Annotated in this window: 5 protein-coding genes; 2 read left to right on the top strand and 3 right to left on the bottom strand. The window is 39.8% G+C overall.

Annotation, left to right across the window (positions count from 1 at the left end; genetic code table 11):
* Positions 1 to 48: 48 nt before the first annotated feature.
* Complete coding sequence (locus WH188_RS11935) at positions 49 to 3,252, bottom strand: SusC/RagA family TonB-linked outer membrane protein (protein ID WP_206368566.1); 3,204 nt, start codon at positions 3,250 to 3,252, stop codon at positions 49 to 51.
* Positions 3,253 to 3,585: 333 nt separating this feature from the next.
* On the opposite strand from WH188_RS11935, the gene WH188_RS11940 reads away from it, so the two are divergent.
* Positions 3,586 to 7,665 (top strand): hybrid sensor histidine kinase/response regulator transcription factor, encoded by a 4,080-nt coding sequence (locus WH188_RS11940; protein ID WP_339424043.1) that lies wholly within the window; start codon positions 3,586 to 3,588, stop codon positions 7,663 to 7,665.
* 170 nt (positions 7,666 to 7,835) lie between these two features.
* Entirely contained in the window at positions 7,836 to 8,555 is a 720-nt protein-coding gene (locus WH188_RS11945; RefSeq protein WP_168127725.1) for a YoaK family protein, read from the top strand.
* Positions 8,556 to 8,844: 289 nt separating this feature from the next.
* On the opposite strand, the gene WH188_RS11950 is transcribed toward WH188_RS11945, so the two are convergent.
* Both WH188_RS11950 and WH188_RS11955 read right to left on the bottom strand, forming a co-directional pair.
* The gene (locus tag WH188_RS11950) at positions 8,845 to 10,839 is read right to left on the bottom strand and encodes a RagB/SusD family nutrient uptake outer membrane protein (RefSeq protein ID WP_339424044.1); all 1,995 of its coding nucleotides are present in this window, start codon (positions 10,837 to 10,839) and stop codon (positions 8,845 to 8,847) included.
* Between the two features lie 11 nt (positions 10,840 to 10,850).
* On the bottom strand, positions 10,851 to 14,273 hold the full coding sequence (locus tag WH188_RS11955) for a TonB-dependent receptor (RefSeq protein ID WP_339424045.1): 3,423 nt from the start codon (positions 14,271 to 14,273) through the stop codon (positions 10,851 to 10,853).
* Positions 14,274 to 14,344: the final 71 nt, after the last annotated feature.

Here is a 14,344-nt window from a genome sequence, read left to right on the forward strand (position 1 = left end):
ATGGAATCCTGTGCTGCAGTTCATGAGCGTTTTATCATTTTGTAATGTTTAAAAACCAAGCTGTAAGCCAATATTATAGGTGGCTTGAATCGGATAGCCGATACCTCGTCCACCCATTTCTACGTCCCACATTTTAAAGGAACTGATCGAAAATAGATTCATTCCATTGGCATAAATCCGCAGATTTTTTGCTTTAAGTCTATTCATTAAACTTTCTTTGAAAGTATAGCCGATTTCAACAGTTTTTAATCTTAAGAATGATCCATTACGCATCCACCATGTGGATCTTTGGTTGTTGTTGGCAACAATATTTTCACTTAATCTTGGCCAGAAAGCATATAGATCTCGGTTTTCTTCACTCCAGTAGCTATCAGCGATTACGCTTAGAAGTCCATTTTGAGAACCTCCGTTGAGATAGAAGGGAGAGATGTTTTCAGGATTGATAAAGAATGAAGATCTTGCTGAACCTTGAAAATAGAAACTGAAATCGAGTCCTTTACCGCCCACTGTACCTCCAAACCCATAAATCAGTTCGGGTGTGGTTGGGTAGCCAATGGCTACACGATCTAAATCGGTAATTTGGCCATCGCCATTGATGTCTCTGTATTTGATATCACCCCCTAAATAATCAATACCAGGTTTGCCAAATTGAACGGGAGAATTTAATACTTCCTGATCGTCAACAAAGAGTCTTTCAGCTATATATCCGAATTCTTGTGAGGCGGAGGTTCCGACGGTATAGCGTCCAGGCTCTTGATAAGCCGGTTCATCAACGATCAAGCGTTTACTGACGGCATAGGTTAATGTGCTTCTTCCCTGAAGATACCAACCGTTCATAAAGTTTTTATTATAGCTCAATGTCAGATCCATACCTTTGCTTTCTGCTTTATTAGTATTTGCCACGATAGGGGCTCTTAGGCCCATTGTGCTAGGGATATAAGACCGATTTGTGAGTATATTGCTGCGGATTTGTTTATAAATGTCAATATTTAATTCAATTGCATTAAATAGACTCAGATCCATCCCGAAGTTGGTCTGGCGAGATCTTTCCCATGTGATGGCTTCATTGGCATATCGGTTGATCGCAATAGTAGGTCTGTTATAGCCCCCCAGTTCTCCGAAAGAAATTTCACCGGCATTCATGTTAACTTCTGAAAGATAGAAGAAACGATCCTGTGCTCTACCGATCTGATCATTTCCGGAGTATCCATGCGTAGCACGTAGTTTGAATTTATTGACCACGTCACGGAGTGGCTCAAAGAACGACTCGTTTGAAATATTATAAGATAGACCAAAGGAAGGGAAGAAACCCATGCGTCTTGCTTTTGCAAATCGCTCGGATCCATTATAACCGAAATTAAATTCGGCAATATAACGATCATCAAAATTGTAGGTAAATCTACCAGAAAGACCGATATTACGCGCTGGTAAAGACAGTTGTAGCGATCCGGCATTGCCACTTAATGAATTTTGAAGCAATCCAATTAGGGTGGCTCCGACATTATGCTTGCCAAATCCGCGGTTGTAATTGGCAATAGCATGCGCATAAAACATGGAATTGACCTCTTTGTCAGATTCCGAGTAATCGAGATATTCTGTTCCAACAGGGCCTATTGAACCTTGAGAGCCGTCGTTCATGACACGCAGTGTCAGGTCGCCATCAGCATTTGATGATGCCGAGTAATAAAATGGATTGTACCTTCTGCTCACTTCAAAATAAGCGTATCGTTTTAAGTAGGTCATAGCCGTTAAGTTCAGACCCGGTACGATAGCACTTAAGTCTTGACGTAATTCAATCTGTGGCATAATGGTCGAGGTGTTGAATTCCTGATAGCCACGTACCATTTCGGCATAAGGATTCACAAACAGACCTCCGTTTCGATTTAGTGCATTGCCAAATAGGGGATGGTTCATGTAAGGCATATACGAAGATGGATATAGCGCTGGAAACATCACGGGGTTTGACCATATTGCACGTCTAAAGGTGACGGCACCACCATTGATACGGTTGTTATTCTCGTCCAAACCACCTATAGGGCCATTATAATCATCAAATTGGGCGTAGACCCGTACAATTCCTGTAGTACTCGGAGTAAAGTTGATGTCGACATTGGAACGGACTGAATAATTTTTCAATTTAATGTTGTTATTGAAATTGTTGATGCCATCAACCTTCAGAATTCCGTTGTCGATATTGTAAGTTCCTGCTAAGTAATACCTTGCTTTGGCACCGCCTCCTGAAATATTTAAATTGTTTCGCTGATTGAGGGTATAATCTTTGATCAGCTGATCAATCCAATTATTATTAGGATAAAATAGCGGGTTATCTCCAGCGCGGGTATGATCGATTTTACTTTGCCAATAGGGCAATCCCTGGCCGCTCGAAGCATCTGCAGGTCGTGTCAGATAAGCTTCATTGGCCATTTCCATATACCGAATGTTATCGGCAAACTGAAAATTTCTGGTGTTGGTGGAAATGTTGTTTTCTGAACGAAATTCAAATTTTGTTTTTCCTTCGGAGCCTAGTTTTGTGGTGATCAGTACGACACCATTCGCACCGCGCGCGCCATACATCGCGGCGGCATTGGCATCACGTAGGACTGAAAAGCTGGCAATGTCGTCCGGTTGTAAACGTGCCATATCGGTTGGGGATGATTCGACATTATCTATCAAGATCAGCGGATCTTGTTTACCGGTACCAAATGTACCCAGCCCTCTGATAAAAAAATTGGCATTATCAGATCCGGGTTCTCCACTGCGCTGAAATGCAATCATACCAGCTACACGTCCTGCTAGCATGGTCGTCAGATTACTCGTTGGCCCTTTTAATTCTTTTGGGTTAATCGTCGTTACTGAACCCACAACGGATGTTCTTTTTTCGCGTTGCCCAAAACCGGTGACAACTACATCTTCTATCACATTCTCATTCATCTGAAGTATGACATCCAGTAAGATGGTATTATTGGATTCAACTTTTTTTTCTGCTAATGCTATTTCTTGACGTGTATAGCCTACACTTGTAAAAACCAAGGTTGCGGTTTTACTGGCACTTATAGCATACATCCCCTGTGCATCTGTCAGTATTTTTGATTCGCTACCTAGAACTCCTACAGTAACCCCTTGTATTGGGGTGCCACTACCCGAGACCTTTCCCGTCACACGGACTTGTTGAGCTGTGGCAACATAGCAGCTTAACGTCATTAGAAATATCCAAATTCCAAGACGCTTTTTAAGCACTTTACCTCTTTTCATTAATAATTAGTTTGGTTATAAATTGGTGAGTATTTTTACTCGATGTACAATTATCGCAACTATCTTTTGATTAAATTGGGGGGGATTTGGTCAAAAATAAGGGGGAAAATCAGCATAATTGGAGTGTTGAGATTTTAATGTGAAGATTTTCTCTACCTCAATATTTCGCGCTAAATGGTTTTTTTAGCTGTTTAGAAGACAAGGGAGACCTATTTCTTTAAAACACAGGCAAAATTGGTTTTACAATTATTAAATGTTAATTTAACACTTGTAAAAAGTCTGCTTTTTACATAGATTTATAGCTATACAAACCAATCATTTACGCCAATAATTATGAGGTACAATCTATTATGCCTTCTTATTTTTTTATTGCTATGTTTTGATATACGAGCGCAGTCATCCATCGAATATCTGGGGATCGATCATGGCTTGTCCAATGATTTTGTGACCGATATTTATCAAGATAAAGATGGATTTATGTGGTTTGGAACTTTCAATGGCCTCAATCGTTTTGATGGCTATGAATTTAAAATCTTTAAAAATAATCCATTAGAGAATAAATCGCTTCCCGACAATCGCATCACCGATATTCTTGAAGATCAAACTGGTAATCTCTATATTGCAACCAAAGGCGGATTGGGGGTTTTTGACATGGATCGCAATCATTTTACTCGGGCAGATCTGGTTAAAGGCGATTTGGAAATGCAACCTATTGATTTTTCCATCCATCAGCTCGAGAAAGATAACGATGGTCAACTCTTTGCTACCTCCGGAAAAGCGGGTTTATTGACGATCAAGAACACCGCAAAAGGTCTTAAAGCACATACTGTCCCTTTATATATTTCAGGAAAAGTAATTGATCAAGCGTACAGTGTAAGTTCGATCTGTAAAACTTTCGATGGAAGATTAATGTTGATGATACATGGGGTGGGATTAGCGATATATGACCGTAAAAACAACTGCATTCAAGTTCTTGCACAGGGAGATTTTAACGCAACATTGATGACTGCTTCTAGTGATGGGGGGGTCTGGTTTTCAAATGGTTGGTCGGTCACTTACTATGATTGGCAGACTAATGCCTTTCAGTACTACAGTTTTGTAAATGGCTTAAGTAATAAGCGGATTGTTAATCTATATTTTGGTCAGGATCGTAAAATTTGGGTATGTACCGATGGTGATGGCATTCAGAAGATTAATGTGGATACCAAAAAAATCGAAAAGAATACGGGTTTTGATGAAAAACAACTAACCGGTAATGCTGTTGTTGCTATTTATGAAGATAATGAGCGTCGGAAATGGCTAGGTACGATACGCGGTGGAGTGAATGTGATCGATCCGCAGAAGGGTAAATTTCAATTGGTAAAACATCATTCACCGGATAAGAAGGTAAGTTCCCGAGATTTTATTTCTGTGCTAGAGCAAGCGGATCATGATCATATTTGGGTCGGTACGGATGGTTCTGGCTTATTGAAGTGGAATTTAAAACAGAAAGTCTTTGTACCATATCCCAATACTTCCCGACTATTATCAGAGCGCGCATTTGTCACGGGACTTATTCAGGATGATCATCATCAATTATGGATCGGGACTTATGATTCTGGTATTTTTAAATTAGATATGACTAGCGGTCAGATCAAATCCTATACCTGCTATTATCCCCAAACCGAATATGTAAATGCAGCAGCTTGGCGCTTGTTTAAAGATAGCCGAAAACGAATCTGGGCATCGACTTTGGGCGGAGGAGTGGTCTATCTTTTTGATGTAGCGGAAGATCAGTTTAAACCTTTAAACTTACCGATATATGATGTGCTGACGTTTTTTGAAGAAAAGGAAGATATCCTCTGGATGGGATCTTGGTCTGAATTGATCCGCTTGGATCTGAAAACAAGGCGCTTTAAAACATATGCAGTGGGCACACCTGTCCGGTTTATCAAGAAGGCTGATCGTCATCATTTATGGATAGGTACGGAAGGGGGAGGACTACGTTACTTTAATATAGCGACGGGTCAATCTAAAACGTATACAGAGAAAGAGGGATTGCCAAGTAATACTTTATTAAACGCACTTAATGATGATTTTGGCAATTTGTGGATATCGACTTATCATGGGCTATCAAAATTTGATACCAAAGTGCGCTCATTCCAAAATTTCTATACATCTGATGGATTGCAAAGCAATCAATTTAATTACAATGCCGCGCTGAAATTGTCTGATGGACATTTGGTGTTTGGAGGCATTCGGGGATTCAATTTGTTTCAGTCGCGTGACCTTTTAGTCCATACTGTTTTTCCTGCACTTAAATTGACACAACTCCAGATTAATAATAATCCGTATGGTACTGATAAACGTTATGGCACAGGTCCTCTCAATGCCATTAGCAAATTGACCATCCCTTACAATCAGGCGGTATTGTCCTTTTCATTTGCCGCATTAGATTATAGTTTTTCAGATCGGATTAAATATGCATACTTTCTTGAAGGATGGGATAAGGATTGGAATTATGTGGATAAACAGCGATCAGCATATTATTCGCACCTTAAAGAAGGAATTTATACGCTAAGAATTAAATCGACGAATGCAAATGGTGAATGGAATCCTAGTGAGCGTACTATTGTGATTCAAATCTTGCCTCCATGGTGGCGTACAGGCTGGGCTTATACAGGTTATGGAATGTGTGTTGTCGCTGCACTGTATCTTTATTTTCTGTATGTACGACATCGAGCTTTATTATTAACGAAATTGAAGGCCGCTGAGTTTGAACGTGATAAAGAAAATGAACTTACAGAGAAGAAGGTCACATTTTTTACGCATATCGTGCACGAAATACGTACGCCGCTTACTCTTATTATAAATCCAATTAAAGAATTGCTGAAGGATAGTGAAGATCGTGTAACAGATTACGAAGAACTTCAGGACGTATATCGTCATTCCAAGAGATTGCTGAATCTGGTCGATAAATTATTGCTCTTCAGAAAATCCGAAGGAAACTTTGATGAACTATCTCTTGTTCCTCTGGATATCGTGCATTTGGTTCAGGAAGTTTTTCTGTGTTTTCGGCAAATCGCACATTCGCAAAATATAAGCTATACGTTGAAAACTGATATCGAGGCTTATCCATGTTATGGAGATTTTGAAAAATTGGAAATCTGTTTTTTTAATCTATTGCAGAATGCCCTAAAATATACACAAGGTGGGGGTATGGTGACCGTGCATATGAATAGTACGGTCACAGGTATTCGCATTGAAATATCGGATTCGGGTAACGGTACTCCGACTCTGCTGAAGGAAGATATCTTTAAACCGTTTCAGCGTGACTTCTCTTCTTCCAATACGGTAAAGGAAGGTTTTGGAATAGGCTTATTTTTAGTCAAAAAATTTGTGGAAATACATCAGGGTGAAATCAGCTATTACCCCAATGCTGATCGAGGCATGACTTTTTGTGTTGACCTGCCACAGCATGCTATTCTTAATGATGAGGATCATATTTTAGAAGTTTCCAATAGTGCTTTTTCTTCTCGGGAAACGATGGGGCTAAACGATCCGGTTATGGCAGAAAAGGCCGACCGTAAAAATAGTCATTATCTCGAGGGATCAGATACATCAATTTCGATAGAACGAGAAATCATACTATTGGTGGATGATCATGCTGATATTCGAAATTATATCTATAAACTGTTTCAAGATAGGTTTTATGTCGTGCAGGCTGAAAATGGGGAGCAGGCTGTTGCAATTTTACAAAAAATAGAACCGCATATCATCATCAGTGATATTATGATGGAGGGAGGTTCGGGGATTGATCTCTGTCATAAAATTAAGAAAAGTAATCAGTGGAGTCATATTCCTTTAATTCTTTTGACGGCAAGTTCCTCATCCGAAATAAAGTTGAAGGGGATTGAAGGGGGGGCTGATGATTATATTACTAAACCGTTTGATAAAGACATGCTGATGGCACGTGTGGATAATCTGATTCAAAATAGGAATCGTCTGCATGAATACTTCCATAGCCATATAACGTTGCAATCGAATGACCACAAAATTCCGGTTGAATATAAAGAGTTTTTGGAGAAAGTGATCCAAGCGGTTGAAGCACACTTGTTGGAAGAAGATTTTACGGTAAAAGTGCTCGCCGAAACCATGGGGATGAGCCATTCGAATCTCTATAGACAAATTAAAGCGATATCAGGAAAATCTGCTAACGAATTTATTCGGTACATCCGACTTCGTAGAGCTGCACAAATTTTAATTACGACTAAAGCGAATGTAAATGAATCTGCTTATCAAGTTGGTTTTCGAGATGTTAAGCATTTTAGGCAACAGTTTACGAAGCTTTTTGGTTGTACCCCATCAGAATATCGAAAACGCTATCCTCATTTAAAGAAATCCTATGCGCTAGATGGACTACTGACTCATTAAGATCTGTGCCGATGAGAAAGATTGACTGTGGAAATATAAGGGCCATCAAAAGTTTATGTATTCAGCTAAGTAGGTTATGAAGTAAGTCTGTTAAGTAACTATTTACAGATAAATCACATTTGTTTTGCTGAGATTGATTTTTTGTATCTTTACAATGTGGATTGATCATCATGTTTAGACATCGAGATAAGGGACGGAATTTTGTACACAATGTGCAGCTGGCAGCATTATTGTCCGTAGTTTCTGGTGTAGTGAATATTGTAGGAGTTCTTTCTTTTAGGACATTGACGACAAATGTAACAGGGCACTTTGCTTTTTTTTCTGAAGAGCTTTTTCGGAATAACTATGGGTTAGCTTTCTTGAGCATACTCTATGTGATTTCATTTTTCCTTGGTGCTTTCCTGGCAAATACAACCTTAGAAATGACTTCTAAAGATACTGTTCATTTTTCTTACACATTACCTCTTGCTATTGAAATTTCTCTTCTTGCAGTTGTTACTTTCTGTTTACATGATTACTCAGTTTGGCTATCTTGTTTATTATTGGTCGCGATGGGTTTGCAGAATGCGCTTGTCACAAAGATATCAGGTTCTGTGGTACGTACGACTCATCTGACGGGACTGTTTACTGATCTAGGTATAGAATTATCGCAAATGATTTTTTACAAAAAAAGTAATGAGCGGAAACTTCTGAGGGGGGCTATTGGACTCAAGGCAATCATTATTGGTGGATTTTTCCTTGGTGGAATTATAGGAGCATTTTTATATGTATGGTTTGACCGAAAAACGTTGCTTTTACCTATACTCATATTATTGATTGCACTTTATTTTGACCGCATCCTTTTGGGATATTACCGGTTCAGAAGAAAAAAGCTGGGAAGCCATGATTAAATAAACAAATGCAGCCTAAATGATTTTTTTTCAAAAGTTGAGTAAACCTCTACATGCAGTATGTTCGAGATCAAAACTTATTGGAGACCTCTTCCCATCCGCTCCAATAAGAGACAATTCGAGTGCCGACAGGTGTTTGCCTAAGTTGTTTTCTAAAATATTCTGTATATACATAATAGAGTTCTTGGTCCGGCAAGATGGAGTGATCTATTGTTCTTTTTTCTTTCAGAATGTTTCTGTATAAAAAAAGTACCATACTGCTGGTATGCAGTACGGTACTTCAGTATGCTTAATTTGTTGCTCCTTGATTAGCCATTAATGGCCAGCCTGGATTTTGGTATATGCTTGAAGATTCGGGTGAACCGTCTGGTGAAGTTATGGTAAAGTGGCTCATGGCAATTGGATTTAAATAATGTGCACTGATCCATTTATACCCGTCGAGGACTAAATTGGTTGCCGCTAAGTTGATGCGGTAAGGTCTAAGATAATTGCTTTCAGACTGCAGGGAAACATTGGCTGTTTTTCCTGCAGTATTTGGCTGTATCAACGATGAAACTCCTTTTTCATCTTTATACCATTCTTGCATAGGTCCCCATATTTTCATGCCTTCAACAATATAAGGTTTTGCCGCAAGTTGGTCTAATGCTCTCCAGCGTTTTAGATCTGCAAAACGCAGGCCCTCAGCAACTAATTCCAGGCGTCTTTCTCTCCGGATATTATATAAAACTTTATCCGATAATAATTGTCCGGCAGAATAGGCCCCGAAATCACCTTTTGCTTCCATATTCATATCGGTGTTATTGACCGTGTTCATATAGTCGGTGTTGACTCCAGCACGCTCCCTGATTTGCGTCCAGTATGCCTGCGCCTTAGCATTGACCGAACCATTTTTAAGGTAACTGGCTTCGATATAATTTAAGTAAGCTTCAACGGCTCTGAATACAATAGAACCGGTGGTGCTTGTTGCGCCTTCGGATTGTGCAATCAGGTAATTGAAACCTTTCTTAAGGGCATATCCTGTCACATATCTGGTTTCAGCAATTCCTAAAATATCTGGGTTTCCCTCTGAGATATCTTGTCCATTTGTATTCTTCCGATCGGTATAACTTAACTCTCCCGGAGCTTTCATAAAGATCTGTAAACGGTTATCGCGATCAATTTTTACATCGCTGATTAAATTATCGCCTTTATATCCTGAATTTGCGGCATAAATCGGTAATCCATTGGCCATAGTGAAATTTTCTACTAATCCTTTTGCATATCCCGAATTCCCTGCATTTCTGTTCATGTAATGATTGACAGCATGTGTAACATTTAAGGGTAGGCTATATTGTCTCCAAAGAAGCACTTCACTATAGGCATTTAGGTCAAAATCTCCAAACATCTTGAAATAAGGGTTGTTTGATGAATTAAATCCATTATCCTTTGTATTGTTTACCAAAGCCACTCCATCTGCTACCAACTGCGCAGACTCCATAGCCTGTGTCAGGAAATAGTCGATTTCCTGATCGATGTTCATGGCGAAATTGGGATTTGATTTTGCTCCTGGCCATCCTGGTCCTCCTGGAACTAAAGCAGTTCCTTTATGGTATTTCAGCCAGGTAGCTTCATGCAGTGCCACACGGGATTTTAACAATAGTGCAGCATTTTTGGTGATCCGAGTTTTTCCGGAAGCAGTTGTTGTACTGAGTAAAGTAGCCGCTGAATCCAGATCTGCGATGATAAAACGGGCAACTTCATTTCGCGGTTTACGAGTGGAAATGACGGTTAATTCCTCCAGATTATCTTTTACGGTATTTTTTAAGATAGGGAAATCTCCCAATGCCTGTACTTTGTTGAAGTATTCGTAAGCCCGTAAGAAATAGGCTTCACCGATATAATGCTCAATATTGAGCTTATTGCCGGTTATGCTGTTACTTTTCCATTTGGGAACTACCGATTCGAGGAAATAATTGACCTGACGGATATTCGTAAAATCCCAGTCCCCACCTGTAGCGCCTACCCGCCATTCGCCAGGTACCCAACGTGTCGCATAACCCGAAGTTACTTGATTGTCTGTCCCGTTATCATTAGCAAATGTACCCAATCCCCAACCTCCATGTGTTGGGAAATTGTAACGGGTAATGGTATATGCCGCGAGATCAGCTTCTGTATTTAAGTACTCTGAGGGTGTTACCTCGGATAAAGGTGCTCTATCCAAATATTTATTACAGGATAATAATGTACTAAAGGCAAGTACCGCTGCGCAGAGTTGTTGTATCTTATTTATATAGCTCTTTTTCATTATTCAAATCATTAAAAATTCACACTTAATCCAAAAGAATAGATGGTTGAGAACGGGTATGATTTACCATCGTTCCATCCTCCTAAACCTACCGTCTCTGGGTCAAATACTTTTGCCATTTTTGTAAATGTCAATAGATTCTCTCCGGAAGCATATACACGGATTTTTGATAGTCCGATCTTTGATAATAAAGCAGGGTTGAAGGTATAGCCGAGCTGCGCATTTTTTAACCGTAGATAAGCGGCATTCTGTATATATCGTGTCTGGGTCTGCTGGTTCTTTTGGGTGTTGAAATAAGGTCTTGGTAGGTAGGCATCGGTGTTGATCCCCAGCACATCGTTCTGTACCATCACTGAATTCTCGTCCCTAAAGAAATCCATGTTTTCCTGGAAACCTGCGGATTGCCACATACCGCCATTGGCACCCCAGAAATAAGGTCCGTTGGGCACGTGATCCCGTTTTCCAATTCCCTGAAGAAATACCCTAACGTCAAATCCTTTATAATTGGCAGTAAGATCTAAACTGTATCTAAAGCGGGGTAGGCTATTGCCGATAATGCTCATATCACCAGGATTGGCCAAGGTATTTGCTCCATTATTTACTTGTCCATCTCCATTTTTATCCAAATACATAACATCTCCTGCTTGCCATTTGGTAGCGAAGGATTGTTTGGTATTGGCAATATGTGCATCCATCTGCTCCTGAGTCTGTGCGATACCTAGCGTTGTATAACCCCAGATCTCTCCGTTCTTTTTACCGTTATACCATTGGGTAAAATTTCCGGTTGAATTAGGGTATTTTGTGATGGTCTGTTGATCGTCTGATAATACAGCACGTACGCCATAGTTGAAATCTCCGATATCGTCTTTCCATGAAAGTTCAACTTCAAACCCTTTAGAATACATTTCTGAATTATTGATGCGAGGTACCGCTGTTCCTAAAATCGCAGGTAGATCGGGTGCGGGGCCAATCATGTCATAGGTATTTCTTTTATAGAGATCAAATGCGAGTCCTAAACGATTGTTGAGAGCCGCGACATCCAATCCTAGATTCCAGCTGGAAACACGTTCCCAGGTTAAAGAAGAGGAAATTAAATTTGGAGCACTTGCCGAATTTGGTTTCACACCATTGAGTAACCAGCTACCTTGTCCGGCTGTAACAGGCATGATGGAATAGAAAGGATACCAGTTGTCTGTTCCCTGATTACCGAGTTCTCCATAAGATCCTCTAATTTTGAATAGTGATATTTCAGATTTTAGAGGCCAGAAGGCTTCGTTGGAAATATTCCAGCCTGCAGAAAATGAGGGGAAGAGATTCCATCTTAGGTCTTTCGGAAATCGGGATGAACCATCATAACGGGCATTTAATTCCAATAGGTAACGGTCTTTATAGCTATAATTGACCCGGCTAAAAAATCCTGCAATAGCCCAGTGCTGATAACCACCATTGGTTTTCGGGTCTAATGTTGCGGTATTTAACGTAGGGATATCGTCTGTGATCAAACCGCTCATAGTCCCTCCTAGCGTTCTGTACTTATTCAATTCTGAATTGAATCCTGCCAGAACTGTAAACTGGTGGTCTTCGGCAATATTGAAACTATAGTCTGAAAATAAATTGGTACTGAAGTATTCATCTTTTCGAGCAGTTTCCCCGACACTGGTTCCGCCAGCACTGTTGTATCCGACCGGAACAAGGAAAGGTTCTTTGTTTACTGCATAAGCATAAGCTTTTAAAATTTCCCCGTGATCATTCCTATTGGTGATTCTGTAATTGACATTACCGGTGATATTCCAACCTTTGACCGGTTGATATTTTAATTGGATCTGCTGATATAAAAAGTCTTTTTGGTAGTTGGTACGTCCTCCGTCCAGTAATTGATTTATTTCTGAAGGTTCTGAAAAGAATCCATTATCATCGCGTACAGGAACGGTTGGCCAGCGTCGGGCAATATTATGATAATAAAGGTCATTCATATGCGTTGCTTTATCAAAATCTTCTCTTACAAACCGGGTATTTGTTAATAGATCTAGCTTATCGGAAATTTTGACATCTAATTTTGTAGCAAATGAAAAACGTTTGAAATTATCGTTTGCATATTTATTTAAACCATCCTGATCCATATAATTCAGTGAAGAATAATATTTAACACGGTCTGATCCACCGTTCACACTCATGGTATGTTCATGTGAAGTGGAGAAGTTTTTATAAAATTCTTCAAACCAGTTGGTATTGGCGTTCGATCCGGTATAGTACTGCCATTTTCCATCTGCACCCGCTGTGGAGACGGTACTGATTTCTCCATTTTGATAGGCAATGATTTTATCAAGGACAGTTTGTGAAAATTTGGCCGCTTCGCCATCATTGGCCGCAACTTCATTGTAATAGTAAGCAAATGTTTTAGAATCCAGCATCGTTGGTAAACCTCTTGGTGCACTTAACCTGATATTGTTGTTGTAATTGACCACCGGTTTTCCAATTTTACCTGCTTTTGTGGTAATTAAAATAACACCAAAAGGAGCTCTAGAGCCATATATAGCGGCTGAAGCTGCATCTTTTAGAACGGAGATATTTTCGATATCCTGCGGATTTAGCGCATTCATATCGCCTTCCATTCCATCGATCAATACCAATACGGATGAAGAGGAACCAACACCGATTGTACCTGCTCCACGTATATTGACACTCATGGTTTGGTTAAGTTCACCACCTAGACCAGCAGTTTGCAGATTTAGTCCCGGTACCATTCCTTGTAGGGCCTGTCCTAAGTTTTGCACAGGTCTGGACTCAAGTTGCTTTGCGCTGACCGTAGAGACGGAACCCGTCAAATTTATTTTTTTCTGTGTGCCATAGCCAACGACGACAACTTCGTCCATGGCAGAAGCGTCCTCCTCCAAGGTGATACTCATCTGCGCTGAAGCGATATTTTCGATTGTTTTAAAGCCTACATAACTAAAAACTAAGGTTGATCTGGCATCTTTTACTGTTAGTGTGAATGTGCCATTTTCATTTGTAGTCGTACCATTATTTGTCCCTTTTTCTCTGATGCTTACTCCTGATAGAGGACTATTGCCGGATTTATACACTTTACCGGAAACAACCAACTGTGTTTGTACAGGTTCTGTTATCACAGTTTTAGCGGTTTCCAATTTGGGCTTAATCAAAATTGTGTTGCCATTCCATTCGTAATCAAAGGGTTGTTCTGCTAATACCAGTTCCAGGGTACGTTGTAGCGGCAGTCTTTTTATATCTACAGAAACAGGTTTTGCTTTGCCGATTAATTCAGTATTATAAACCATCCTGATTCCTGTCTGTTTGCGAATACTGACGAGTACTTCTTTTAAGCGGGCTTCTTTTACGCTTAAGCTTATTTCTTGCGACAGTACATTGGCGGAAACCTGTAAGCTCACAATAATAAGGAAAGTTGTTATTTTCATTTTTAGGAAAAAACCATTACATAAGATTGCAGGGATTTCCTTCAAAAAAATGAAAAATAATTCCCTACAAT

It is taken from the genome of Sphingobacterium sp. MYb388 (assembly GCF_037479535.1).
In the GTDB taxonomy this organism is placed as follows: Bacteria; Bacteroidota; Bacteroidia; order Sphingobacteriales; family Sphingobacteriaceae; genus Sphingobacterium; species Sphingobacterium anhuiense.